The organism is Streptomyces canus, from assembly GCF_030815415.1.
GTDB classification, from domain to species: domain Bacteria; phylum Actinomycetota; class Actinomycetes; order Streptomycetales; family Streptomycetaceae; genus Streptomyces; species Streptomyces canus_F.
Genome location: NZ_JAUSWW010000001.1, coordinates 4,695,875 through 4,721,608, shown reverse-complemented (window position 1 = coordinate 4,721,608; position 25,734 = coordinate 4,695,875). Strand labels below are relative to the sequence as shown.

The 25,734-nt window shown below is 71.2% G+C and carries 16 protein-coding genes; 11 read left to right on the top strand and 5 right to left on the bottom strand.

All coding sequences use genetic code 11. The features are described from left to right. Window positions 1-21 precede the first annotated feature (21 nt). A complete protein-coding gene (locus tag QF037_RS21810) occupies window positions 22-3,102 on the bottom strand; it encodes a SpoIIE family protein phosphatase (RefSeq protein WP_307027753.1) in 3,081 nt (1,026 codons plus the stop codon). 85 nt (window positions 3,103-3,187) lie between these two features. Between QF037_RS21810 and QF037_RS21805 the strand changes: the two genes are divergently transcribed. Together QF037_RS21805 and QF037_RS21800 are read left to right on the top strand one after the other, a co-directional pair. After that, complete coding sequence (locus QF037_RS21805; protein WP_307027751.1) at window positions 3,188-3,352, top strand: hypothetical protein; 165 nt, start codon at window positions 3,188-3,190, stop codon at window positions 3,350-3,352. Between the two features lie 1,129 nt (window positions 3,353-4,481). Then, window positions 4,482-6,887: a tetratricopeptide repeat protein gene (locus QF037_RS21800; protein ID WP_307027749.1), complete on the top strand. Its 2,406-nt coding sequence runs from the start codon at window positions 4,482-4,484 to the stop codon at window positions 6,885-6,887. Here the strand turns inward: QF037_RS21800 and QF037_RS21795 are convergent. Then, window positions 6,818-8,281: a hypothetical protein gene (locus QF037_RS21795; protein WP_307027746.1), complete on the bottom strand. Its 1,464-nt coding sequence runs from the start codon at window positions 8,279-8,281 to the stop codon at window positions 6,818-6,820. The two genes, QF037_RS21800 and QF037_RS21795, sit on opposite strands and share 70 nt — an antisense overlap. Before the next feature lie 789 nt (window positions 8,282-9,070). On the opposite strand from QF037_RS21795, the gene QF037_RS21790 reads away from it, so the two are divergent. The 9 genes from QF037_RS21790 (at window position 9,071) to QF037_RS21750 (ending at window position 22,446) form a co-directional block, all read left to right on the top strand. Then, entirely contained in the window at window positions 9,071-10,423 is a 1,353-nt protein-coding gene (locus QF037_RS21790) for an L-fuconate dehydratase (protein WP_307027744.1), read from the top strand. Next, entirely contained in the window at window positions 10,420-11,181 is a 762-nt protein-coding gene (locus QF037_RS21785; RefSeq protein WP_307027741.1) for an SDR family NAD(P)-dependent oxidoreductase, read from the top strand. Before QF037_RS21790 ends, QF037_RS21785 begins: the two co-directional genes overlap by 4 nt. 102 nt (window positions 11,182-11,283) lie before the next feature. Next, the gene (locus QF037_RS21780; protein ID WP_307027739.1) at window positions 11,284-12,327 is read left to right on the top strand and encodes a sugar ABC transporter substrate-binding protein; all 1,044 of its coding nucleotides are present in this window, start codon (window positions 11,284-11,286) and stop codon (window positions 12,325-12,327) included. A gap of 46 nt (window positions 12,328-12,373) precedes the next feature. Further along, window positions 12,374-13,924 carry a sugar ABC transporter ATP-binding protein gene (locus QF037_RS21775; protein WP_307027737.1) on the top strand — a complete coding sequence of 517 codons (1,551 nt, stop codon included), beginning with the start codon at window positions 12,374-12,376 and terminating at the stop codon, window positions 13,922-13,924. Beyond that, window positions 13,917-14,990 (top strand): ABC transporter permease, encoded by a 1,074-nt coding sequence (locus QF037_RS21770; protein WP_307027735.1) that lies wholly within the window; start codon window positions 13,917-13,919, stop codon window positions 14,988-14,990. Before QF037_RS21775 ends, QF037_RS21770 begins: the two co-directional genes overlap by 8 nt. 88 nt (window positions 14,991-15,078) lie before the next feature. After that, complete coding sequence (locus QF037_RS21765) at window positions 15,079-17,541, top strand: SpoIIE family protein phosphatase (protein WP_307027733.1); 2,463 nt, start codon at window positions 15,079-15,081, stop codon at window positions 17,539-17,541. Between the two features lie 40 nt (window positions 17,542-17,581). Next, window positions 17,582-18,019, top strand: a complete 438-nt coding sequence (locus tag QF037_RS21760; RefSeq protein ID WP_307027731.1) for a DUF3052 domain-containing protein — start codon at window positions 17,582-17,584, stop codon at window positions 18,017-18,019. A gap of 63 nt (window positions 18,020-18,082) precedes the next feature. After that, entirely contained in the window at window positions 18,083-18,979 is an 897-nt protein-coding gene (locus tag QF037_RS21755) for a glycosyltransferase family 2 protein (protein WP_307027729.1), read from the top strand. Window positions 18,980-19,365: 386 nt separating this feature from the next. Beyond that, the gene (locus tag QF037_RS21750; protein WP_307037301.1) at window positions 19,366-22,446 is read left to right on the top strand and encodes an AfsR/SARP family transcriptional regulator; all 3,081 of its coding nucleotides are present in this window, start codon (window positions 19,366-19,368) and stop codon (window positions 22,444-22,446) included. 27 nt (window positions 22,447-22,473) lie between these two features. On the opposite strand, the gene QF037_RS21745 is transcribed toward QF037_RS21750, so the two are convergent. From QF037_RS21745 to QF037_RS21735, 3 genes are all read right to left on the bottom strand, one after another. After that, complete coding sequence (locus QF037_RS21745; protein WP_307027727.1) at window positions 22,474-24,162, bottom strand: bifunctional 3'-5' exonuclease/DNA polymerase; 1,689 nt, start codon at window positions 24,160-24,162, stop codon at window positions 22,474-22,476. A gap of 79 nt (window positions 24,163-24,241) precedes the next feature. Continuing rightward, entirely contained in the window at window positions 24,242-24,967 is a 726-nt protein-coding gene (locus QF037_RS21740; protein ID WP_307027725.1) for a Clp protease N-terminal domain-containing protein, read from the bottom strand. A gap of 75 nt (window positions 24,968-25,042) precedes the next feature. Continuing rightward, a complete protein-coding gene (locus tag QF037_RS21735; RefSeq protein WP_307027723.1) occupies window positions 25,043-25,669 on the bottom strand; it encodes a LysE family translocator in 627 nt (208 codons plus the stop codon). Between the last annotated feature and the right edge of the window lie 65 nt (window positions 25,670-25,734).

Below are 25,734 nucleotides of genomic sequence, written 5' to 3'. Positions count from 1 at the left end.
CCACCGGCGCCGGTCGACAGATCAATGGGCGAGCGGAAGGTCCTGCTCGGTCCAGATGCATTTGCCCTCGTCGAGATGGCGAGTGCCCCACCGCTGAGAGAGAGCGGCCACCAGGTGCAGGCCCCGGCCGCCTTCGTCGGTGTATGCGGCGCGCCGGATGCGCGGGCTGGTGAGGCTGCCGTCATAGACCTCACAGATCAGCGACCGGCTGCGCAGCAGGCGCACGCGCATGGGGCCGCTGGCATGCCGGATCACGTTGCCGACCAATTCGCTCACCAGGAGCTCGGTGGTCATGGCGAGATCGTCCAGACCCCAGACGGCCAGCTGGCTGCGGACGTATTCCCGGGCCTGGCCGGCTGCCCGCGGGTCGTCCGGAAGACTGCACGAGGCGACGCTGTCGACAGGTGTGCCTCGGGTGTGGGCCACGAGGAGGACCGCGTCGTCGTTGGTCTGCTCACGGTCGGGCAGCAAAGCCGAGACGATGACGTCGCAAAGGTCATCGAGGCGCCTGGTGTCACCGTGCTGGGTGCCGGTCGGGAAGAACGAGGGCTGGGCCACGGCCCTCGCCAGCGTCTGCCTGAGCTGAGCCAGTCCCTGGTCGATGTCCCGGGTGGCGGATTCGACGAGGCCGTCCGTGCAGAACACGAGAAGGCTCTCGTCCGGCAGGTGCAGCTCGTGCGTCTCGAAGGGAGGTTCGGCGGCGCCCAGCGGCGGGTCGCTGGCCAGCTCCGGGCAGTGGACCGTCCCATCGGGATGGACGATGACAGGCGGGAGATGACCGGCCAAGGAGAGCGAGCAGATACGGGTGACGGGGTCGAACACGGCGTAGGAGCAGGTGGCGTACTTGTCGTCGCCGAGGTCGGAGACGAGTTCGTTGAGGTGGCTGAGCAGCTCGTTCGGATCCAGTTCGAGGTCGGCAAGGGCGCGGACCGCTGTGCGCAGCTGCCCCATGACGGCGGCTTCGGCGAGGCCGTGCCCCATGACGTCGCCGATCACGATGGCGACCTGATCGCCGGACAGCGGGATCAGGTCGTACCAGTCACCGCCGACCTCTTCGCCTTTCCCCGCGGGCATGTAGCGAGCGGCGGCGCAGACGGCCGGCAGGGAGGGCAGTGTCCTGGGGAGCAGACCGCGCTGGAGTTCCTGGGCGCGGGTGTGCTCCACGTCGTACAGCCGGGCCCGTTCCAGTGCCTGCGCGATCAGCCCGCTCAGGGCTATCAGCAGGGTGCGTTCCTCCTCGCTGAAGGAGCGCGGCCGGGAGAAGGAGACAACACAGCAACCGATCGCGTGCCCGGAGGCGATGAGAGGCAGGAACGCCCATGCGCTCTTGGTCGACGCGTCCACAAAGCCCTCGAACTGGGGATAGAGCTGGACATATTCGGCAGGCGACTCGACGAATCCGGGAGTGCGGGTGCGGAGCGTTTCGGCGATCGCCATGTGGCTCGTGAGCGAGATCCCGCTGATCTGGCGCAGGAATTCCTCTGTGTATCCGACGGATCCGACCACGTGCAGCCGGCCACCCTCAAGCGCGTTGACCACCAGCCCGTCGGCGCCGAAGGGCGGCAGGACCCGCTCCGCGACGGCCTTCACCACGTCGCTGGATGTGACGGCTTCGGCCAGCGCCGCCGTCAGTTCACTCATCCGGGCGGTTCGCCCAGCCGCGACCCTCCCCCAGCCTCCGGCCGGGGGGACCCCCGTCTCGCTTCGCTCGCCGACCGATCGCTCGGCTCCCTCTGGCCGCTCGTCGGTGACACCGGCGAAGTAGATCGTCAGCCCGCCGCCCTGCAAGGGGACCAGCCGGACACGGCGGACGCGCTGATCGGTCGGCCCGTGGAGATCGAAACCGATCGGCTTCCTCTCGGCGGACGCGCGCCGGCACTGGGCTTCGAGACCGGGTGCGCGGCCTACGGGAATATCCCAGAGAGTGCTGCCCAGCGGCGTCCGGCCGGGGCCGAGGAGACGCTCGGCCTCCTCGTTGACGCAGGTGATCCGCCAGTCCTCGTCGACCGCCAGGAATCCTTCGTCCATGTCACGAAGGGCGGCGACGACCGGATCGCCCGCGGCTTGTGCGTGAGCCGGACCCCACAGCGTGCCGACCATACGGACAGAGGTGCCGTGCTCACCCGGCACGATGTGGCCGCGCGCTCGCACCCACCCGAATGTGCCGTCGCTGTGGTGCACTCGGTATTCGGTGTCGTGCGCCGTCCCGCTGTCGTACGCCTCACGGATGTCGGCCGTGAATGTCGGCAGATCCTCAATGCCCGGAAGGTGCCGGCAGAGGTCCGCGCTCTCGTCGAACGCTTGCAGCGACTCGCCGGGCGTGTCGATGACCGGCTCGGTGAGCGTTACGGAACCGGCCGCGGCGTCGTACTCCCAATGCCTGATCGCCACCGCGCGGGGCATCTGCCCACCGGGCCAGTCGATCGCCGGCGGTTTCCCGGGCGCCGAGCCGACACCCGACGGCGTAGCGTGACCTTTTTCCAGGCGTCCGGCCGCCCACAGCGCAACGGAGCCGAGAAAGGACCGCTGCGCGGGATCCGGCTCGTCGGGCCCTGCCATGAGCACGGAAAGCGCACCGACTCGCCCGCTGGTACCGAGCAGTGGCACTGCCGCAGTGCCACAGGCCCCGATCCCCAGGCTGTCCTCGGCCACCCAGACGAAGGCGCCGCTGCGCAAGGCGCGTGCGGGGGGCACGTCCTCGTCCGCACGAAGATCCGCCCATGCCCCGGCGAGTTCCGGCGCAAGTCCGCTGGCCGCCACCAAGCGCAACCGATCAGAACCGGGGTCGCGCCAGTGCACCAAGCCGCCGAGGCCACCCAGGTCAGCGGTCACCTGCTGAAGGGCCACGTTCAGTGCCTCGGCCATCGACAGATCGTGGTCGCTGGCCGCCAGCAACCGTAGCCGCATCGCCTCCGGCTGCTCGATGCGGCTCATGGGCCTCGCGTTCCCAGCCGTCACCGCATCTCCTGAAAGGTCGCGTGTGAAGCCCCGCCGTGGAATGCCCCACCATCGGGCACTGCTGCCGTAGATTGGAGATTCTCCCAATTGACCTACATATACTGTATCGCTGACTATGTCCCGTAATCGGTGGCAGGTGTACATCACCTCGGGCCGGGCCGAGGGATGCTCGAGGTCAATCGGGTGTGGCGGACAAGTGTGATCTGGTCCAGGTGGTGGCGCGTCCCCGATGCCGCCGTGGCCTTACCGCGCCGAGCTGTACGACGGCCAGGACCCGACCGACTTCCTCATGGGCATGCTCGTGCCTCCGGCCGACTATTGGCCGCGAGCACGTGAGGTCCTCGACCGCCACAGCATCCTGCACACCGACGGCGCCGCCAGATGTGATGCCTGAGGACCTCCGGTCCCACGAAGCCGTCGACCGTTTGCCGCTGCGCTCGCCGAGGCGAGGAGGTGAGGAGCTCGCGAGTCCTGAGCGCCGGCTCGCCTGTGCGGTCTCGACAACCTGTGACTGCATGGTGTCGGCAAGGGGCTGTCCACGCGCTCGCATTGCTTCGCCGAGGAACGGGGAGCGCAAAGGGAGCGCGGACGCCTTGGACCGTGCAACACGGGATGCGGGCAGCCGGACCGCGGCATGGGCTCTGATCTGGGAAAACGGGATCTGGTACGACAGCGTGGCACAGCCCAGCGCGACCTCTGGCGGCCTCGTAATGCGTAGGTCTCGGGTTCGAATCCCGAAGGCGGCTCTGTTTGGAACCCCAGGTCAGGGCACTGACCTGGGGTTTTCTGTTGTTCGTGCTGTCTGGTCCAGGCAGGCGGGTGGCTGTTGACCTGCGCAGCTGTGATGCGTAGGTCGGAGGTTTGATCACGAGCGTGGTTCATGTCGGCGGGCAGGTGAAAGCCGTCTGACCTGTGGCTTTCAAGACTTGGATGATGGCTGACCGGTTCCGGCTGTCGGTGGTGCGCGCAAGGGGAACGCATTGGTGCATTCAGGGTGCGGTGGGCAGTCTGGGTGACGGGCCGTAGACCGGGACGTGTCGACCGTGCCGAGATTGTCAATGTCGGTCAACGTGCTGCGCAGTTGATTCTCCGGTGCCGCAGGGGCAATCCTGCGGGCTTCGACGTAGGCCGGACATGCCGCGCTTGCCGGTGCGTGCCTTGAGGGCGGCGATGGTGCCTTCGTGGAGGGAGACGGAGACCGGGCGGACGGGACCTTCGCCAGGAGCGGGGGAGGCCGCCATGGCTGAAGTCCGCCGGCATCAGATCCTCGTGATCGGGGATGGGCCTGACCGGGATTCGGCAGTGGGAGAAGGACGCGAACGGAATGGGTCCCGTGGCGGTCAGGTGGCATGCGGCTGTGAGGGATCTCCAGTCGGTCTCGGTGAGGTCCGGGTGCGGGGTTCCTGCCGAGCCGCCGCATGGTGTCCTCGTAGCGCCGACTCTTCCCGCCCGTGCTCCGATCTTGTCGATAGCATTGCGGGAGCTGCGAGTTGGGGGAGTCCTGGGTGGAACCGTTGGTGAGCATGGCGCTCTCGGCAGTCGGTACGGTCGCTTCGGGCGCTCTTTCCGGAGCGGGCGGCGAGATGGGCAGGCGGACCTCGGAGAGGCTCTGCGGCCTGCTGAGTCGAGCACGTACCGAGGACGGGGGAGCGGGCACCGGTTCCGGAGACGGTGAGCAGCAACCCACCCTGCCCGTCACGGAGTCCGAGCAGTTGGCGGCCACGCTGCGGCTGATGGAAGTCGCCCGTAGATACCCGGAGTTCGCCCGGGATCTCGCGGAGTGGGTCCGGGAGGCATCCTGGCTGGCGCCGCGCGCCCTGCCTGCCGTGGCTCACGGCGCCTCCCGGCCGCAGATGCTGCCGCCGGCGACCGCGGTGTTCACGGACCGCGAGGACGTGATCGAGTGGATCACGGCACTGCTCGACGATGCGGACCCCATACCGGGGGCGCCGACGATCGCCGCGCTCACCGGGCCGGGCGGTATCGGCAAGACCGCCGTCGCCGTTCGGTGCGCGTACGCACTACGGGAGCGGTTCCCCGACGGGGTCCTGTTCGTGGACCTGGCCGGCGCGTCCTCCGGTGCGGCTCTTCCGCCCTCCGACGTGCTTGCGCGGTTTCTGGAGAGACTCGGGGTTCCGCCCGCCAAGGTGCCCGGTGATGAGGCCCGTCAGCGGGACCTGTACCGCGACTGCATGGCCGACCGGCGCATGATGGTCGTACTGGACAATGCCCATGCCGACGCCCAGGTCATCCCGTTGCTCCCGGCTTCGCCAGGATGCCTTGTCCTTGTGACCAGTCGGCAGCGGCTGGGCCGCCTGGTGGCCGAGCACGGGGCTCACCCGCGGATCCTGAGGCCGCTGTCGACCGCGGATTCCGTCCTCCTGCTCCGGCGGGTCGCGGGGAGCGAGCGGGCGGCGGCTCCGGACGCGGTCGTTCAGGCGGTGGCTCGGGCGGCTGGTGGTGTTCCTCTTGCCCTGTGCACCACGGGTGCCGGTCTCGCCGTCCGGGAGCACTTGCCCTGGGAACGGGTGGCGCGACAGTTGTCCGAACGGATCCACGGCCAGGGAGGCGACGCCGTGCCATCGGGAAGCATCGACGACCCAAGTGGTTCGGCCGATCCTGTTCGCCACGCTCAGGATGTCTCGTACGGCGAACTGACCCCCGAGTGCGCCGCCTTCTACCGTGCGCTCGCGGTGTGGGCATGGCCGACCGTGACCGTCATGTGCGCCGCGCAGGCCGCCGACGTGAAGGAGGATCAGGCCCGGGTACTGCTGGAGCAGTTGGCCAGGGTCCACCTGCTGGAGGAGGTCGGGGAGGAGCGCTACCGCTTCCACGATCTGGCGCGGGCGCACGCACGTGAGCTTGCGATGGCCGAGGACGGTCATGGCCGCATGTCCGCCGGGGTCCGTCGGGTGGCGGTCGCGCATCTGCGTTGTGCGGCGGAGGCGGACTTCCGGGTCATGCCGTTGCGCTGGCGGCTCGGTGCCGCCTATCGGGGGCTCGTTCTGCCCGAGGATCGTGATCCGGCGGACGGCAAGCACGCGCTGGCGGAACTGCGCCGCGAGCGTGAGAATCTCGCGGCCGTCATCCGCGCGGCCGATCACCACGGCTTCGACGACCTTGTCTGGCAGTTGTGCGAGGCCATGTGGGGTCTTCATCTGCTGCTCGGCTTCCATGCCCAGTGGATCGACACGCATCTGCTCGGAGTCGAGGCCGCCCGGCGCTGCGCCGCGGAGTTCGGTGACCGGCGTGCGGTGGGCCGGATGCTGGTGCAACTCGCGTTCGGGTACATGGGAGCCGGGCGGGCGGACGACGCCGAGGAGGCCCTCGCGCAAGCCGTGGGCGCGGACGAGGCCTGCGGCCACCATCGCGGGCAGGCGAGCGCCGTCGAGGCTCTGGGGCTGCTCCACCTCAAGCGGTGGCGGTACGCGGAAGCCCAGCAGTGCTTCGAGGAGGCGCGGGAGATCCTGGGGCGTATCCGGGAAAGGGACGACGGGTGGGAGGACCTGCCTCGTGCCACGGCCCTGCTGGAGCACCACATCGGCCGTGCCCAGACGAAACAGCGGCACTTCGAAGCCGCCCTCACCCGGCTCAACGACGCGCTGGTGCGGTTCCGCACACTGCCCGACGGCCGCGACGCCTACAACGAAGGCCGGGTCTACATGAGCCTGGGCGAACTGCACCTGGAAGCGGGGGACGCGGACCTCGCGCGGGTGAGTCTGGACAAGGCCGTCAAGGCCATGGAGACGGCAGGCGCAGGACTGCAGCTCGCCGACGTCTTCGAGTCGAGGGCCCGGTGCCATCGTGTCTCGGACCGCCCGGCGCAGGCGGCGGAGGATCTCCGCACCGCCGCTGTGCACTACGAGGAGAACGGCGACCGGACCGGTGCCGAGCGGATCCGGGCGGAGCTCGCAGAACCGGAGGCGTGAGACCCGGCCGGTGGTGGGGACGGCGGGAGCAGCTCCACGGTGACGGGGTGTGCCGTGGCGCCGGTGCGTACGGTGATTTCGGGGAGGGCCTCGTCCAGGTGCCTCCCGCTCGCGAGCCAGGCGTAGAGCGCGGAGGCGTAGGCGGCCGGATCGCACAGGTCGGGTCGTCCATCCGGATCCGGGGCGGCCGACAGGCGTACAAGGTCTCCCGAGCGGGTGCGCACGGTACAGCGGTCGGGCCCGTCGATGTAGGCGACCAGCCCGCAGTACGGGTACTGCGTGAGGGCCTCCGAGGTCCAGGCGGCGGGCGGGCCGACGCGTGGGTCGTCCGCGGCCGCGCACCGTACGACGACGTCCGCGATCCGCAGCCGACCCGTCTCCCGTGTCTCCTCGTCGACCACGGTGTGGGCGGTGTCGAACCGCCCCGGCGGGCCTTCCGTCAGGTCAGGCCCGTCGCCGACCACGGCGTGACGGACGACGGCGACGTGCGGCGGATCCGTGCTGATCGCCCCGGTGAGCACGCGAACCGGTGCGGTACGGCGGGCGGGTTCGTAGGGCGGAAGGGGCAGCGGGTCGAGCAGAGCGGGGTGATCTGCGGGTTCTGAGATGTCCATGACGTCGTAGAACAGGCGACGCAGGAGGGTGGCCGACTCTCCCGGTGACGAACTGGCCTGCTCTGCCAGTCGCTTGTACCGGCCGGGCTCGTGAAGTGCCATCACCCGATCGATCTGGTCCCGCAGACTGCCGTGGCGCAGAAGGCGGGGCGCCGTACGCCCGAGGGTGGCTACCGGGGAGAGCGGGTCGAGGTCCTCCTGGGGAAAAGCGCCGAGGAGGACAGGAATGCCGATGGACGCCGCGTAGTAGGTGACGCTGGAGTGGTCGCCCAGCACGCAGTCGGCCGCGATCAGGGCCTGTCTCCACCCTTCGAGCGGCGAGATCGCGTCCAGACCGGCTCGCCGCGCGCTGTCCAGCCAGGCTCGAACCTGTCCGGGGCCGTGGCCGTGCCAGATGTTCGGATGCAGGACGGCGGTGGTCCGGTACTCGTCGGCGGGCAGTTCCGTGGCCAGTCGTGACAGCAGCCAGGGCAACAGATCATCCGTGGCGGGTGCTTCGGCCTCTCCTGTGAGGGTGCTGCCGCCGAAGAGAGACCGTGACGACCAGGTCGAGCTGACGACAATCAGCCGCTGCCCCGGTGCCACGCCCAGGGCGCGGCGGAAGCGGTCGCGCTGGGGGAGAGCGGCAAGGATACGGTCGTAACACGGATCCCCGGCAAGCACCGCGGTAGGCGCTGCCTCCGGGCAGGACGCATGCAGCCTCTCCAGCTGTTCGGGGTGCGACAGGACGGTGGCGGTGGCGAGTGGACGCCCGTTCTCCAGGAGCCACTCCGGCGACAATCCGAAGACCGGCGTTCGGCGTTCGGCGTTCGGCGTTCGGCGTTCGGCGTTCGGCGTTCGGCGTTGCCAGCTTCTTATTATAACCGACACCATGTGACAAAACGGTCAATTTCGCTTGTATCGCGCCTAGTTCACCGCCGTAGCTCGCCGCCACCGCCAAGTCGAACGTCATGTCCTTGGCTTGTTCCCAAGGGAGTACCGGCAGCCCTGCCTGCGCCAGCAACTCGGGCACTCCGGCCAGAAACGGAGACGAACCTGTGCAGGTGGCGAGCAGCTGTACGCGAACGTCGCTGTGGAACAGGGGGAGCACATCCAGCAGGCGGGTCGCGGACGTGACGTTGTGCACGATGAACAGGACGCGACGGCAGCCGGCGCGTGTGACCCACCGCTCCGAGTCCGCGCCCACTGGTACCCGCAGCCGCGCTGCCCCACCCATAATCGCCGGCCCGTCCCCTGGGTTGATCGAGTCTGCTGCCCCCGTTGTCGCAGTCGATGCTATCGGGGCTCGTGCACCCGAAAACCTGGAGCGCAAGGAGAGCGCGGATGCCTGTGGACGGCGTAGCGCGGGATACCGGCAGCGGTTTCTGTTGCCCTGTCGCGAACTGTCCATGCGGGCACCCGGTTCGCCGGCTCCCGGCAGGCATCGTTGCAGTGCGGTCCAAGCCGCCCGAGACACAGGTCTCCGATAGGCGGTCGTGGCTTTTGGGCGATATACAGTCATTTGGGTACCGAGTTTGCCGTCAGACCCGATTCTGTGGAGTCCCCGATGACGTCGATGAGCCGCCTGCCATGAGCCCCCACCCGGCGCGGGGGCGGATCACGGCGCTGGACGCCTACGACATCCGGTTTCCCACGTCGCGTCGGCTCGAGGGGTCGGACGCGATGAATCCCGACCCGGACTATTCGGCGGCGTATGTGATCATCCGGACCGATGCCGGGGACGGGCTGGAGGGGCACGGGTTCTGCTTCACCATCGGCCGGGGCAACGAGGTCGAGGTGGCGGCGATCAAGGCGCTGCGCCCCTATGTGGTGGGGCTGCGGCTGGGAGAGGTGCTGTCCGACCTCGGAGGGTTCTGCCGCTCGCTCGTCGGGGACAGCCAGCTGCGCTGGCTGGGGCCGGAGAAGGGCGTGGTGCACATGGCCATCGGGGCCGTGGTGAACGCCGTATGGGATCTGTACGCGAAGCGGGAGCGGAAGCCGCTGTGGAAGCTGCTGGCCGACCTGGCGCCCGAGCAGGTGGTCGAGTTGATCGACTTCCGCTATCTGGAGGACGCGCTGACCCCCAATGAGGCGCTGGGGATTCTGCGGCGGGCGCGGGGCGGGATGGAGGAGCGGGAGGCGCGGCTGCTCGCCGAGGGGTATCCGGCGTATGCCACGTCCCCCGGCTGGCTCGGTTACCCGGACAGCAAGGTCGCCCGGCTGGCCCGGAAGGCCGTGGACAGCGGGTTCCGGCAGATCAAGCTCAAGGTCGGCGCCGACCTGGCCGACGATGTGCGCCGGTGCCGTACCGCGCGGGCGGCGATCGGCCCCGGGGTGCGGATGGCGCTGGACGCCAATCAGCGCTGGGGGGTCGAGGAGGCGGTCGGATGGGTCCGGCGGCTGGCGGAGTTCGACCCGTACTGGATCGAGGAGCCGACCAGCCCGGACGACATTCTCGGTCTCGCGAAGATCCGCCGGGACGTGGCGCCGGTGCCGGTGGCGACGGGCGAACATGTGCACAACCGCGTGATGTTCAAGCAGCTGCTCCAGGCGGACGCGATCGACTTTCTGCAGCTGGACGCCTGCCGGGTCGGGGGAGTCAACGAGAACCTGGCGATCCTCCTGCTCGCCGCCAAGTTCGGGGTCCCCGTGTGCCCGCACGCGGGCGGGGTGGGACTGTGCGAGCTCGTGCAGCATCTGGCGATGTTCGACTGTGTGGCGGTCTCCGGCACCGTTCAGGACCGGGTCATCGAGTACGTGGATCATCTGCACGAGCACTTCCTCGACCCGGCCGTGATCGTCCGGGGGCGGTACGCGGCGCCGACCGCCCCCGGCTTCAGCTCGGCGATGCGGCCCGAGTCGCTCGCCGCGTACGCGTTCCCCGGCGGCGCCGCCTGGCAGGTCCCGTACGGCCCGCCCCCGGCCGAGGGAGCTCCGGCATGAACACCGGGGAGGAGTTCCGGGGGCTGGCCGCGGTCGTCACCGGCGGTGCGTCCGGGATCGGCCTGGCCACCGCCGAGACCCTGGCCGCGCGGGGGTGCCGGGTGGCGGTGCTCGACCGGGTTCCGGGGCCCGCGTGGCTGCACCCGGTCCAGGCCGATGTCGGGGACGCCGGGTCGGTGGCCGACGCGGTGAGCCGGGTGGCGAACCTGTTCGGAGGCCTGGATGTGCTGGTCAACAACGCCGGGATCGGCGCCCAGGGCACCGTCGAGGACAACCCGGACGACGAATGGCACCACGTGCTGGACGTCAACGTGCTCGGCATCGTCCGCACCAGCCGGGCGGCACTGCCGTATCTGCGCCGGTCCCCCAGCGCGGCCATCGTCAACACCTGCTCGGTCGTGGCACTGGCCGGGTTGCCGCAGCGGGCGCTGTACGCGGCGAGCAAGGGCGCGGTGCTCGCGCTGACCCTGGCGATGGCCGCCGACCACATCGGCGAGGGCGTCCGGGTCAACTGCGTCACCCCGGGCACCGTGGACACCCCCTGGGTGCGCCGGCTGCTCGAACACTCCGACGACCCGGAGGCCGAACGCGCCGCTCTCATCGCCCGCCAGCCCACCGGCCGCCTGGTCACCGCCCAGGAGGTCGCGGACGCCATCGCGTATCTCGCCGGGCCGCTGGCCGGCGCCACCACCGGGACGGCACTCGCCGTGGACGGAGGGATCCAGGGCATCCGCCGACATCCGGACTCTTTCCAATGACACGACCTTCCACTGACACGACCCTCCACTGACCCACTGACCCACTGACCCACTGACTGACCGACCGACCGGCCACTGGCCACCTACTCGGAGCCGAGCACCATGAAGCGACGCATCGCCGCTGTCGGAACAGCCCTCGCACTCTGCTGCGGGTCGGCCGTCACCGCTTGCGGTGGGGGCACGAGCAGCACCACCGACTCCGCCTCGGGCCAGGTGGGAGTGGTCCTGCCGCTGCTCACCTCACCGTTCTGGGAGGCGTACGACTCCTACATCCCCGAGCAGGCCGCCGCCCAGGACGTCCGTGTGCTGCAGACGGTGAACTCCGACTCCGACCCGAGCAAACAGATCACCGACATCCAGAACCTGCTCGCCCAAGACGTGAAGGGCCTGGTGGTCTCGCCGCTGGACTCCGCGGCGATCGTCGCCGGGCTGAACGCGGCGCAGCGCAAGGACGTCCCGGTCGTCGCCGTCGACGTGGCGCCGGACAAGGGCAAGGTCGCCATGGTGGTCCGGGCGGACAACCGGGCCTACGGGGAGAAGGCGTGCCGGCAGATCGGTGACGCGGTGAAGACGGGCAAGGTCGTACAGATCCAGGGCGACCTGGCATCCGTCAACGGGCGGGACCGGTCGGAGGCGTTCAGCGCGTGCGTCAAGAAGAACTACCCGGGCATCAAGGTGCTGGACATTCCCGCCGGCTGGAAGGCGGAAAGGGCGGCGGCCGGTCTGGAGGCGCTGTACACAGCGCACCCCGACATCAAGGGCATCTACATGCAGGCCGGCGGCGTGTATCTGGCCCCCACGCTGAGCACACTGCGACGGCACAACGCGCTGGTGGCGGCCGGTGATCCCAAGCACATCGTGATCGTCTCCAACGACGGCATCCCGCAGGAGCTGGACGCGATCCGCAAGGGACAGATCGATGCGACCGTCTCCCAGCCCGCCGACCAGTACGCCAAGTACGGCATGTACTACATCAAGCGGGCGATGGAGGGCGAGACCTTCCGCCCGGGCCCGACCGACCACGACAGCACCGTCGTCCGGCTGCCCGGCGGAATCCTGGAGGACCAGCTCCCGGCACCGCTGGTGACCGAGGACAACGTCGACGACGCCTCCCTGTGGGGCAACCGGATCGGCAAGAACTCCTGACCCCCGGGAGACCGCCTGTCCGGGCCCCCAGGAAAGCGAGACCGCGATGAACCGGACGCCACCGACCGACCCCCGCGCCGAGGGCACCGGCCGCCGCGCGGTGGCCGAGGCTCACGGGATCCACAAGCGTTACGGGCCCACCGTGGCCCTGGACGATGCGGGGATCACCGTCCGGGCCGGTGAGTCGCACGCCCTGGTCGGCCGCAACGGGGCCGGCAAGTCCACCCTGGTGGCCATCCTGACCGGCATGCAGCGGCCCGACCGCGGCGTCGTCCTGTTCGACGGCGAACCCGCGCCCGCCCCGGCGGACCGCGAGGCGTGGCAGCGGCGGGTCGCCTGCGTCTACCAGCAGTCGACGATCATCCCCGATCTCACGGTCGCCGAGAACCTGTACGTCAACCGGCAGCCTACGGTCCGCGGCCAGGTGATCAGCTGGCGGCGGATGCGCGCGGCGGCCCGCGAACTGCTGGGCGAATGGGGCGTGGAGGTCGACGAGAACGTGCCGGCCGGCAGGCTCACCGTCGAGGACGCCAAGATGGTCGAGATCGCCAGGGCGATCTCCCGCGGCACCCGGTTCATCATTCTGGACGAGCCGACCGCCCAGCTGGACAGCCGGGCGATCGACCGCCTGTTCACCCATGTCCGGCAGTTGCAGCGGGCCGGGATCACCTTCCTCTACATCTCCCACCATCTGGAGGAGGTCTACGCCGTCTGCCAGGCCGTCACCGTCTTCCGCGACGCCCGCTGGATCACCACGGCGCCCGTGGGCGAGCTGGGCAGGACCGAACTCATCGAGGCGATGACCGGAGGGCGGGGCACGGCTGCGGTCCCCGGCTCCGGCACGGTCCGGTCGCGGGCGGCGGACGCGCCCGTCGCCGTACGGGTGGACCAGTTGAGCGGCCCGCACTTCACGGACGTCAGCTTCACCGTCCGGTCCGGCGAGACGGTGGGGCTGGCCGGGCTCGCGGGCTCCGGGAGCCACCAGGTCGCCGAGGCGCTGGCCGGGCTGTACCGGCCCGACAGCGGGCGGATCGAGGTCCTCGGCCGTCCGACGCGGCCGGGCAGCGTCCCCTCGGCGCTCGCGGCGGGCGTGGGCTGTGTCCCGCGCGACCGGCACCATGAAGGGCTTGTACCGGACCTGTCGGTGGCCGAGAACGCCTCGCTGAGCATCATGGACCGGCTGGGGCGCCTCGGCGTGATCTCGCGCCCGGCCCGGGACGCGTTCGCCCGGCGGACGATCACGGGTCTCGACATCACGACGGACGGCCCGGACCAGCCGGTCAAGGACCTGTCGGGCGGCAATCAGCAGAAGGTCGTCATGGGCCGGGCGCTGGCCGCCGACCCGGCGGTACTGGTGCTCATCAACCCGACCGCGGGTGTCGACGTGCAGTCCAAGCGGGCGCTGCTGGCGGTCGTCGACCGGGCCAGGGCCGCGGGACGGGCGGCACTCGTCGTCTCGGACGAGCCGGCGGACCTGCGGAGCTGTGACCGCGTCCTGGTGATGTTCAACGGCTCTCTCGCCGCCGAGTACCCCGTCGGATGGACCGACGAAGAGCTGGTGGCCTCGATCGAAGGGGTCGGCACCGGCCATGAATGACACCGCGCCGAACGGCCGGACCGACGGCCCGGCCCATGGCCCGGCGAAAGGCGGCCCGACGCCCGGCGGCGGCCCGGGCACCGCGGTCCGCCGTCCCGTCCGCACCATCGCCCTGGGCCGGGTCCGCGACCTGGCGCTGCTGCCCGCGGTGCTCCTGCTGCTGGTCATCGGCGCGGTCAGCAACGAGAGCTTCCTGGAGCGGGACAACCTGCTGAACGTGCTCAGCGCCTCCTCGGCGCTCGGACTGCTGGTGCTCGCCGAGGCGATGATCCTGATCAGCGGCAAGATGGACCTCTCGCTGGAGTCGATCGCGGGGCTCGCCCCGGCGCTCGGCTTCATGGCCGTGATCCCGGCCGTCTCGGCGGGGTTCGGCAGCGAACTGCCCACCTGGTGCGGCCTGCTGATCATTCCGCTCACGGGGGCGCTGATCGGGGCCGTGAACGGTCTGCTGATCGTCAAGCTCCAGCTCAACGGTTTCATCGTGACCCTGGCGATGAACATCGTGCTGCGCGGAGTCCTGGTCGGCATGGTGTCCGGCAAGACCCTCTTCGACGCCCCCGCCGCGTTCCTGGCTCTCGGCTCCGACACCTGGCTCGGCGTCCCCGTCTCCGTGTGGGTGACCGGCGCCTGTTTCGCCGGCGCCGGGTGGGTGCTGCGCCACCACCGGCTGGGACGCGCGGTGTACGCGGTGGGCGGCAACGCACCCGCGGCGCGGGCGGCGGGCATCCGGGTCGAACGGGTGGCCTGGGGGGTCCTGGTCATCGGCGGGACCCTGGCCGCGGTGGCCGGCCTGGTGATCGCCGGGCGGGTCGGGGCGATCAACGCCAATCAGGGACAGGGCCTGATCTTCACCGTGTTCGCGGCCGCCGTCATCGGCGGCATCAGTCTGAGCGGCGGCCGGGGATCCCTGGCCGGGGCGTTGCTGGGCGTCCTGCTGCTGGGCATGCTGGAGAACCTGCTCACCCTGGCCCAGGTGTCGTCCTTCTGGATCCAGGCCATCTACGGCGCGATCATCCTGGTGGCCCTGATGATCGCCCGGCTCATCACCGGCGAGGGCCAGGAGTAGCGCGGTCCGGGAGCGGCCCGGAAAGAGCAGCGCCGGGGGCTACGCCATAGAATGGCCCATATGCCACCCTCCAGATGGGACGGCTGACATGAAGGTCCCCAAGGAGGTCACACCGGACGGACCGCCTGGACCGTTCGAGATGGCGAATGTGGCTGCCGCGGTGATCGACGCGAAGGGCAGGGTCATCGGCTGGACGGGGGCCGCCGAGCGGCTCCTGGGATACCGCGCGGCGGAAATCCTCGACCGCTCCGCCGCCACTCTGCTGGCCCGGTCCGAGGACGCGTCACGAGCGGCCGAGGTCGCCGAGGAGTGCGGGAGCCGGGAGAGCTGGGTCGGCCTGGTGGGCGCCCGGCACCGTGACGGCCGCCGCCTCGAGGTCGGGCTGCGGGTGACGGCGATGTCCGACACCGACGACCGCAAGGCCTGGCTCGTATCGGCGATCGACGTGTCGAAGGCTCCGACCTGGGCGGTCAGCGGGGAGGTGCTGGAAGCCTTCCTCACCCGCTCCCCGCTCGGCATGGCCATGCTCAGCCCGGACCTGCGGTACGTGTGGATGAACGACACCCTGGAGCGCTACGGCGGTGTGCCGCGCGAGGAGCGGCTCGGGCACCGGATGTCGGACTCGCTGCCGGGGCTGAACACCGAGGTGCTCGAAGCGAAGATGCGGCAGGTGCTGGAGACCGGCGTGCCGGTCATCGACTACGAGTACCGAGGCTGGACCTGGGCGGATCCGCACCAGGAACACGCCTACTCCACGTCCTTCTTCCGGCTCGACGCCCCGGACGGCAACCCGCTGGGCGTCTGCTACATGGGCATGGACGTCACCGACCGATGGCGGGCCCGGGAGCGCCTGGCCCTGCTCAGCGAGGCCAGCGCCTGTATCGGCGGCACGCTGAACGTGATGCGGACCGCCCAGGAGCTGGCCGACTTCTCGGTACCGCGGCTCGCCGACTTCGTGACCGTCGATCTGCGGGAAGCGGTGCTGCACGGCGACGAACCCGGCTCGGGGCCGGCCGGCAGCGCGTTCCTGGCGCGGCGTGCCGGACAGCAGTCCATCCACGAGGGCTGCCCGGAGTCGGTGGTCACCACCGGCGACTCGATCGACGCACCCGAGTCCTCGCCGTACTACGAGACCATGGTCAACGGCAGGGCGGTGCTGGAACCCTTCCTGGACCCCGCCACCGCCCCGTGGATCGCGCAGGACCCGGCACGGGCCAAGAGCATCGCGGAGTTCGGGATGCACTCCGTGATGTGGGTGCCGCTGTCCGCGCGTGGCACCGTGCTGGGAGTGGCGACCTTCATCCGCACGGAGCATCCGCAGCCGTTCGAGGAGGACGATCTGCTCCTCGCCGAGGAGCTGGTCGGCCGGGCCGCGGTGTGGGTGGAGAACGCCCGCCGCTACACCCGTGAACATGCCGCGGCACTGGCCCTGCAACGGAGTCTGCTCCCGCAGGGGCTCAACGGCGGGACCGCCATGGAGGTGGCCTCGCGTTATCTGCCGGCCGATGCCCGGGGCGGGGTGAGCGGCGACTGGTTCGATGTGATCCAGCTGTCCGGCGCCCGGGTCGCCCTGGTCGTCGGTGACGTCGTCGGGCACGGCCTCAACGCCGCGGCGACCATGGGCAGACTGCGTACCGCCGTACAGACGCTCGCCGACATGGACCTGCCGCCCGACGAGCTGCTGGCCCACCTGGACGACCTGGTGATCCGCCTGACGGAGGAGAAGGGCGGCGACGACGAGCCCATCGCCACGGCGGTACTGGGCGCCACCTGCCTCTACGCCATCTACGACCCGGTCACCCAGCTGTGCACCATGGCCCGGGCCGGACATCCGCCGCCCGCCGTGGTCACCCCCGGCGGCAAGGTCTCCTTCCCGGACCTTCCGGCGGGCCCTCCGCTGGGCCTCGGCTCGCTGCCCTTCGAGTCCGCCGAGATCTCCCTGCCCGAGGGGAGCCTGATCGCCCTCTACACCGACGGCCTCATCGAGAGCAGCGACCAGGACATCGACGTCGGGCTGTCCCGCCTCAGCGATGTGCTCGCGCAGTCCGGCCTGCCGCTGGAGGAGCTGTGCTCGGCGGTCGTGAACAATCTGCTGACCGGCCCGCAGACCGACGACGTCGCCCTCCTGCTGGCCCGGCCGCATGCGCTGGGCACCGACCGGGTCGCCTCGTGGGACCTGCCGACGGATCCGGCGATCGTCGCGAGCGCCCGGAAGCTGGCCGTCCGCCAGCTGCTCGGATGGCAGCTGGACGACCTGGCCATGACCACGGAACTGGTGGTCAGCGAGCTGGTCACCAACGCCATCCGGCACGGCACCGGGCCCGTCAGGCTGCGGATGGTCCGCCACGACAAGCTGATCTGCGAGGTGTCCGACGCCAGCAACACCTCGCCCCGGATGGGCCATGCGCGGACGACCGACGAGGGCGGCAGGGGCTTGTTCCTGGTCGCTCAGATGACCCGCCGCTGGGGGACCCGCTACACCCGGTCCGGAAAGATCATCTGGGCGGAGCAGGACCTCCCCGGGCGGACGGGCGACCCGGGAGGGCGCTGACGGGTCACCCTTCAGGGTGTCGGCCCGGGGAGCGGAGGTGATGTGCGTGACGAGCGGATACTCCGGTACGCCCCTTGCCCGGAAGATCGGCATCAAGGGCGGACAGCGGGTGGGGCTGCGGCACGCGCCCGAGGCGTGGGACATTCCCGGGCTGCCCGAGGGGTGCGAGGTCGTGGAAGGCGGGCCGCGCGGCGTCGATGTCGGCGTCGCCTTCTACCGGGAGCGACGGAAGCTGGCGGCCGAGGCGGCCCGGCTCGTGGCCGGCCTCGCCGACGACGCCCTGCTGTGGATCGCCTGGCCCCGGAAGGCGGCCGGTCATGTCAGCGACATCGGCGAGAACGATCTGCGGGAGATCTTCCTCCCGCTCGGCGTCGTGGATGTGAAGGTGGCGGCGCTGGGGGAGGACTGGTCGGGGCTGAAGTTCGTACGCCGGAAGGAGAACCGGCGTACGGACCACGCTGCGAACCCGCGTACATGAGACGTCCTTGCCGTGAACGGCTAGCATCGCGGCGGTACTTGCGAGCCGGGATGAGGTGAGGGCATGGGGGAGGCGCTACGCGTCGCCGTCGCCGTCGTGACCATGGGGAACCGGCCGGAGGAGGTCGACGCGCTGCTGGAGTCGGTGGCCAAGCAGGACGTGGCGCCCACCCGGATCGTGATCGTCGGGAACGGCTGCCGGCTGCCGGAGTTCGCCGAGCGGCTGTCGCTGCCCGGTGAAGTCACCGTCGTGGAGCTGGAGGAGAACCTCGGCTGTCCCGGCGGGCGCAACGTCGGGCTCGCGCGGCTGCGGGAGTTCGGGGACGTCGACGTCGTCGTCGAGCTGGACGACGACGGGCTGCTCGTCGACGCCGATGTGCTGCGGCGGGTACGGGAGTTGTTCGCCGCCGACGGGCAACTCGGCGTCGTGGGCTTCCGGATCGCCGACGAGCTCGGGGAGACCCAGCAGCGGCACGTGCCCCGGGTCGGCGCCTCCGATCCGCTGCGGGGCGGATATGTGACCGGCTTCCTCGGCGGCGGGCACGGCTTCCGCATGGCGATGCTCGACGAGATTGGGGACTGGCCGGCCCGGTTCTTCTTCGCGCACGAGGAGACCGACCTGGCGTGGCGGGCCGCCGACGCGGGCTGGCGGATCCTGTACGCGCCCGAACTGCTGCTCCAGCACCCGAAGACCTCGCCCGCCCGGCACGCCGTCTACTACCGCGTGAACGCCCGCAACCGCGTCTGGCTGGCCCGGCGCCGGCTGCCGCTCGCGCTCATCCCGGTCCATCTCGGCGTCTGGGTGCTGCTCACCCTCGTACGGAACCGGTCGGCGGCCGGGCTGCGCGCCTGGTTCGGCGGGTTCGCGGAAGGGATACGGGAGCCGGCGGGGGAGCGGCGGCCCATGCGCTGGCGCACGGTCTGGCGGCTCACACGGCTGGGACGGCCGCCCGTCATCTGAGAAGGGACGAGGGCCCCGGTCGCTCACCTCCGGCGACCGGGGCCCTCTCGTGTCCCCGGATCCGGCCACGACGGCGACACTCCCCCGAGCAACGCGTCGTACGCGCGCACCCTCGGGGCCAGATCCGATGAAGTGATCACATCAGGCAGCGCTAACAGATCGCTAACATGTGGCCAGCGGTCCTCTGCGGGGTCGTCGGCCGATTGGCGCGAAGTCGCCGAGCGGCGGCCTCGGACGACGGGTACGGTAGCGGATTCCGGCCGGATCGCCGGTCGGCGGTACGTGGCGGGAAACCGCCGTACAGAGGGCGGAATCCCGCCAGAAGCGGTGGGTTTTCGAGTGCGGAGCGCGGCCGGGTGCGGCGCGTGGGAAGGCAGTGGTTCGGTGTGAAGCCGTGCGAGCTGCGGTTCGGACTGCTGGGGCCGCCGGTTCTCTACGACGCCGGCACGACCCGGGTGGTGGGCAGCCCCAAGGTGCGCACGCTGCTGGCCGCGCTGCTTCTGGAGGCGGGCCGTACCGTCTCGGTCGACTCCCTCAAGGACGCGCTGTGGGGCGGGGCGCCGCCCGCCTCCGCCCATGCCTCGCTGCACAACCACGTCACCCGGCTGCGACGGCTGCTCGACGACCCCGAGCGGCTGCGGGCCGTACCGCCCGGCTATCTGCTCCGGGTCGAGCAGGGCGAGCTGGACGTCCATGTCTTCGACACCCACGTCGCCGAGGCGCGCGCCGCGCACGCCGGGCGGGACTGGGCACGCACGGTGCGCGCGTGCGGCGAGGGGATCGCGCTGTGGCGCGGCTCGCCGCTCAGCGGTCTCCCGGCCGAGCTGGGCGGATACGCCTTCGCGCAGCGGCTGCAAGAGGCACGGCTGCTGCTTCTGGAGTGGCGCTACGACGCCGAGCTCGCCGTCGGTGACCGGCTCGACGGTCTGGTCCTCGAACTGACGTCCCTGGCCGCCGAACATCCGCTGCGCGAGGCCTTCCACCGCCAGCTGATGCTGGCCCTCCACCGGACGGGGCGGCAGGCGGAGGCGCTGGCCGTCCACCGGGATCTGCGGACGCGGCTGGTCGAGGAGCTCGGCGTGGAGCCGGGGGCGGGGGTGCGGGAGGCGCATGTCGAGGTGTTGCGGGAGGCGACGGGAGCGTCCGCCGGGAGCGAGGGGAGCGGCGAGGGTGCGGCCGGGGGCGTGCCGGTCGTCGGTGCGGCCGGCGGGGCCGAGGACACGGGGGCCGGGCCCGGAGCGGCCGACGCCGAGTCCGGCGCCGTCGACGCCGAGCCCGGGGGGATGCCCACGGGCCCGCCCCGCCCGGCCCAGCTCCCTCCGCCGCCGGCCCACTTCACCGGCCGCACAACCGTCCTCGACGCGGTACGACAGACCCTGTCCGACGCCCCCACCGCCGTCGCCGTCATCAGCGGCATGGCCGGTGTGGGCAAGAGCGCACTCGCCCTGCACGTCGCCCATGACCTGCGGGAACGCTTCCCCGACGGCCAGCTGTACGTCAACCTGCACGGCGCCACCCCCGGCATGACCCCCCTCACGCCGTCCCAGGCGCTCACCGCACTCCTGCGCGACCTGGGCGCCGACCCCCGTGCCATCCCCGAACACCCGGACGCGGCCGCCGCGTTGCTGCGCTCCCTGCTCGCGCCGACGCGCACGCTCATGGTGCTGGACGACGCCGCGACCGCCGCACAGGTACGGCAATTGCTGCCGGCCGGCACCGGCTGCGCGGTGATCGTCACCAGCCGCTCCCCGCTGACCGCCCTCGACGGCGCCCGCCGTTTCCCGCTGGCCCCGCTGTCGGCGGAGGACAGCGCGGCACTGCTGCGGACCGTGTCCGGCCGCGAGGGCCACGATGGCGGCAGCGGCGAGGACGGCGACCGCATCGACGCCGGCCATCCTCTCGTCGAACTCACCGGCCGCCTCCCGCTCGCCCTGCGCATCGTCGCCGCTCGCCTGGCCGCCCGCCGCGCCCTCACCCCCGATGTGCTGGCCGACCAACTGGCCGCCACGGAGGACAGGTTGCGGCATCTGGAGTACGACGACCTGTCCGTACGCCGCTCCCTGGCCGTCGCCCACGACGCACTCGCCACCTCCGGCCGCCGCACCGACCGCGACGCCGCCCTCGCGCTGCGCCGGCTCGGCGCCCTCGACCTGCCCACGTACGGCGCGCCCCTCATCGCCCGGCTCCTCGGCACCGAGACCGGCCGTGCCGAGGCCGCGCTCGACCGCCTCGTCGACGTAGCGCTCCTGGACGAGACGGCGTACGGCCGCTACGCCCCGCACGACCTGGTCCGCGACTTCGCCCGCGAGCTGGCGGACACCCGGCACGCCCCGGACGTCGCCCGCACCGCGGTGCGCTGGTACACGGCCGTCGTCGAACGCACCCTCACCGCGATCGTCGAGCCCGGCCTCGACCAGGACGACCGCCGCCGCCCCACCGCCGCGCAGCCGCCCGAGCACACGGCGCACGTGCTGTCCGTGCCCGCCTTCGCCTCCTCCGAAGAGGCCTTCGCCTGGGCCACGGCCGAGCTGGAGAACATCGTCGCCCTGGTCGAGCGGTACGCGGACGTCCCCGACGACCGCACCGCCGCCCATGTCGCCACCCTCCTGCGGCTCTTCTTCCCCTACCTGCAACGCGGCGGCCGGGTCTCGGAGATGGAGGCGCTCGGACAGGCCGCGCTCCGGCTGGCCCGGCGGTTCGGGGACGAGGTCGCCGAGGCGTACGCGCTGATAGACCTCGCCGGCCTGTACTTCCTCACCGGCCGGCACGGCGAGTCCCTCGCCCGCACCGACGACTCCCTCGCCCTGTGGCGGCGGCTCGGCGTGCTCTCCAGGATCCGGCGCTGTCTCGGCAACCGGGGCCTGCTGCTGGAGAACCTCGGCCGGTACGAGGAGTCAGGGGAGGCGCTGCGCCATAGCCTGGAGCTGTCACGGCAGCTGGACGACCCCTGGGGCGAGGCCGTGACCTACGGCCACCTCGGCAATCTGTACGAGCACACCGACCCCCGCGCCGCCATCGAGCAGCACCGGCGCTCGCTCGCCATCGGCGCCGAGATCGGCAACGTCATCGTGCAGCACTCCGCGCACTGCAACATCGGCTACGCCCATCTCACCCTGGGCGAACCGGCCGCCGCCGTACCGCACTTCGAGGAGAGCCGGCGCATCCTCGGCGGCCATGGTGACTGGCACGGCGAGTCCCAGTCCCGGCTCGGTCTGGTGCGGGCGCTGCGGCTGCTGGGCCTCATGGACCGGGCCGAGAGCGAGTGCGCCGAGCTGCTGAGCCGTGCGGACGCCCGCGCCGACGGCTATGTCGGCGGTCTCGCCGGCCACCAGTACGGGCTGGTGCTGCGGGAGCAGGGGCGCGTCGAGGAGGCGTGCGCGCAGTGGCGTACGGCCCTCGCCGCACTGGACGGGACGGACATGAAGGCGGTCGTGGACGAGCTGCGCGAACTGCTCGGCGACGGCTGATCATTCGGCGTCCGCACAGCGGACCGCTCACTTGGCGTCGGCATAGCACTCCACCACCGACGTCGAGAACGGGAACCGCACCGGCGTCTGCCCGAACGTCAGCCGCGCCGCCAGCTCCGCCGCCTCCCGGATCGCCGCCACGACCGTCTCCGTCTCCTCCTCGGGACAGTGCACGATCACCTCGTCGTGCTGGAAGAAGACCAGCTCGGCCGCCATGTCCGCACAGGTCTGCCGCAGCGCGGCGAGCAGCAGCAGGGTCCAGTCGGCGGCGCTGCCCTGGACGACGAAGTTACGGGCGAAGCGGCCCCGGGCGCGGGCGTTGCGGGAGGCGTACCCCGGTACCCAGCCGTCGTCAGTGGAGGTCTCGGGCGCGTCCTCCTGCGGGATGCCGGCCTCCTCGGCGGCGTCGCCCGCGCCCGCCGCCGGTGGGCAGGTCCGGCCGAGCCAGGTCCGCACGAGCCGCCCTTCCTCGCCCGCGCGGGCCGCGTCGTCGACGTACGCCACCGCCTTGGGGAAGCGGCGTCTGAGCGCGGCGAGGTTCTTGAGGCCGTCGCCGGAGGTCTGGCCGTAGACCGCGCCGAGGACGGCGAGCTTGGCCTGGTCGCGGTCGCCGGAGAAGGCGCGGTCGGAGACGGACTGGTAGAGGTCGGTCTCCCGGCCCGCCACCTCCATCAGCCCGGGGTCACGGGAGATCGCCGCCAGCACCCGCGGCTCCATCTGGTCGGCGTCGGCGACGACGAGCCGCCAGCCCGGGTCGGCGACGACGGCCCGGCGGATGACCTTGGGGATCTGCAGTGCGCCCCCGCCGTTGGTGACCCAGCGGCCGGTGACCGTGCCGTGGCACAGGAACTCGGGCCGGAACCGCCCCTCGCGCACCCAGTCCTGGAGCCAGGACCAGCCGTGGGCGACCCAGATCCGGTACAGCTTCTTGTACTCGATCAGTGGCTTCACGGCCGGGTGGTCGATCGACTCGAGCTCCCAGCGGCGGGTGGAGTTCACCTTGATGCCGGCCTGGGCGAACGCCTTGACGACATCAGCGGGCAGGTCGGGCCGGACCCGGCGCCCGAAGGCCGTGGACACCTCGTCGGCGAGTTCGGCGAGGCGCCGGGGCTCACCGCCGCCGGCGTACCGCTCGCCGAGCATCTCGTGCAGCATCTGCCGGTGGACGTCGGCGCTCCACGGCAGCCCCGCGCGGTTCATCTCGGCGGCCACCAGCATCCCGGCCGACTCGGCGGTGATCAGCAGCCGCATCCGGTCGGGACGGTCGGTGGCGTCCTGGCGGCGCTGCTGGTCGGCGTACACCTCCAGGAGATCGGCGAGCGGCAGGTGGACGGCCTGCGGCTCGAAAAGGGAGGACTGCGAGCCGGGTTCGGCCGACCGCAGCGGAGGGTCGGGAGGCACGGGGCCGCCGCGCAGCCGGGCCAGGGCGGCGGCGGCCGAGCGCGGCTCGCCGTACCTCCCCGCGTGGCCCAGCAGCAGGGTCTCGGCGTCCTCGATGTCGTAGCACCGCTCGACTCGCACCCCCGCGGCGAGCAGTCGCGGATACACCTCGGCCGTGGACCGCCACACCCACCGCGCCACCTCGGGCCGCCCCCGAACGGCCGCCGCGAGATCGCCCTCCCGACGCACCGGCCCGGCGGGCAGCCCGTCGGACCCGAGGGGGGCGATCTCCACGCCACCGTCCTCGGCCGGAGCGAGAGCCCAGCGGTCCGTCATGATGGCGAGTCTCGCAGGAGGGACTGACAACGGCCTCCGCTCGCCGCCGGGCGGCGGCGTCCCGGACCAGGGGGATCAGTCAGGCCCTCTCCCGCTGGATCTTCGCCAGCGCCGTCGTCACGTTCTCCTCCGCCGCTTCCTTCGTGATGCCGAGGCCCGACAGCACGCCCTCGCCGTTCTCGAACTCCAGCAGGGCCAGCAGGATGTGCTCGGTGCCGACGTAGTTGTGGCCCAGACGGAGGGCCTCGCGGAAGGTGAGTTCCAGGACCTTCTTGGCGTCGGAGCCGTAGGGGACGAGCTCCGGGGCCTCCTCGACGGCCGGTGGCAGTGCGTCGGTGGCGGCCTGGCGTACGACGTCGAGGAGGACGCCCTGTGCGGTGATCGCCTTGGCGGCCAGGGCGTCCGGTTCGGCCAGCAGGCCGAGGACCAAGTGCTCGGGGCGGCCCTCGGCGTTGCGGGCGGCGACGGCCTCGTTGTGCGCGGCCATCACGGTATTGCGGGCACGTGTGGTGAAGCGGCTGAAGTCCTGGCCGGCGCTGGGCTCGGCGCCCTCCTTCGGCACGAACCGCTTCTGCGCGGCCTGCCGCGTGACGCCCATGCTCTTGCCGATGTCCGTCCAGGAGGCGCCCGAGCGGCGGGCCTGGTCCACGAAGTGGCCGATCAGATGGTCGGCCACGTCACCGAGGTGGTCGGCCGCGATCACCGCGTCCTCGAGCTGGTCGAGGGGCTGATCGTGGACCTTCTTGATGGCCGCGATGAGGTCGTCGAGGCGTACGGATGACGTGATGTTGGGGTTCGTCGTCATGTGTCAACCGTAGGTTGACAGGCATGAGGTGTCAACCCGCGGTTGACGGTTCAGGCCCTCCACGCGTGCGTGCCCCTACTTCGGCGACGCGGCCACCAATCGCACCGCCAGCCCCGTGAACACCGTTCCGCTGAAGATGTTGAGCCCACGCGCCACCCGGCGACTGCGCCGCAGCAGCGCGGAGAGCTTCCCGGAGAGCAGCCCGATCGAGCCGTCCACCGCGAAGCCCATGACCGTGATCGTGAGCCCGAGGACCAGGAACTGCTCCCACACGTGTCCCCTCGCGGGCGCGACGAACTGGGGCAGGAACGCCACGTTGAAGAGGATCACCTTGGGGTTGAGGAGGTTGGTCACGGCCCCCTGCCAGAAGGCCCGCCGCATCCCCGGCCCGGTCACGGTCCCCTCGCCGATCGGCGAACGGTCCCGGAACGCCTTCACCGCGAGGTACAGCAGATAGGCCGCGCCCGCCCAGCGCAGCACGTGGTACAGCGTCGGCAGGGCCAGGAACAGCGCCGACAGTCCGAGCGCCGCGGCCACCGTGTGCACGAACATCGCACAGGCCACCCCGAACGCCGCCATCACCCCCGCCGCGGGGCCACCGCGTCCGCCCATCGCCACGATGAACATCATGTCGGGGCCGGGAGTCACACAGAGCGCGAAAGCGGCCACGAGGAAGGCCGCGTAGAGAGACATGTCCACCATGGCGCCATGCTCGAAGCCCGCACGGGCGGCGGCACCCGATTTTCGGGGAGTGAGACGATCGCTCC

What these genes read in the sequence shown, in the direction of transcription:
- QF037_RS21755 (WP_307027729.1), top strand. Translation starts at nt 18,083, where the DNA reads ATGGGGGAGGCGCTACGCGTCGCCGTCGCCGTCGTGACCATGGGGAAC.
- QF037_RS21765 (WP_307027733.1), top strand. Translation starts at nt 15,079, where the DNA reads ATGAAGGTCCCCAAGGAGGTCACACCGGACGGACCGCCTGGACCGTTC.
- QF037_RS21760 (WP_307027731.1), top strand. Translation starts at nt 17,582, where the DNA reads ATGTGCGTGACGAGCGGATACTCCGGTACGCCCCTTGCCCGGAAGATC.
- QF037_RS21805 (WP_307027751.1), top strand. Translation starts at nt 3,188, where the DNA reads ATGCCGCCGTGGCCTTACCGCGCCGAGCTGTACGACGGCCAGGACCCG.
- QF037_RS21740 (WP_307027725.1), bottom strand. Translation starts at nt 24,967, where the DNA reads ATGACGACGAACCCCAACATCACGTCATCCGTACGCCTCGACGACCTC.
- QF037_RS21780 (WP_307027739.1), top strand. Translation starts at nt 11,284, where the DNA reads ATGAAGCGACGCATCGCCGCTGTCGGAACAGCCCTCGCACTCTGCTGC.
- QF037_RS21810 (WP_307027753.1), bottom strand. Translation starts at nt 3,102, where the DNA reads ATGTACACCTGCCACCGATTACGGGACATAGTCAGCGATACAGTATAT.
- QF037_RS21745 (WP_307027727.1), bottom strand. Translation starts at nt 24,162, where the DNA reads ATGACGGACCGCTGGGCTCTCGCTCCGGCCGAGGACGGTGGCGTGGAG.
- QF037_RS21770 (WP_307027735.1), top strand. Translation starts at nt 13,917, where the DNA reads ATGAATGACACCGCGCCGAACGGCCGGACCGACGGCCCGGCCCATGGC.
- QF037_RS21775 (WP_307027737.1), top strand. Translation starts at nt 12,374, where the DNA reads ATGAACCGGACGCCACCGACCGACCCCCGCGCCGAGGGCACCGGCCGC.
- QF037_RS21735 (WP_307027723.1), bottom strand. Translation starts at nt 25,669, where the DNA reads ATGGTGGACATGTCTCTCTACGCGGCCTTCCTCGTGGCCGCTTTCGCG.
- QF037_RS21800 (WP_307027749.1), top strand. Translation starts at nt 4,482, where the DNA reads ATGGCGCTCTCGGCAGTCGGTACGGTCGCTTCGGGCGCTCTTTCCGGA.
- QF037_RS21790 (WP_307027744.1), top strand. Translation starts at nt 9,071, where the DNA reads ATGAGCCCCCACCCGGCGCGGGGGCGGATCACGGCGCTGGACGCCTAC.
- QF037_RS21785 (WP_307027741.1), top strand. Translation starts at nt 10,420, where the DNA reads ATGAACACCGGGGAGGAGTTCCGGGGGCTGGCCGCGGTCGTCACCGGC.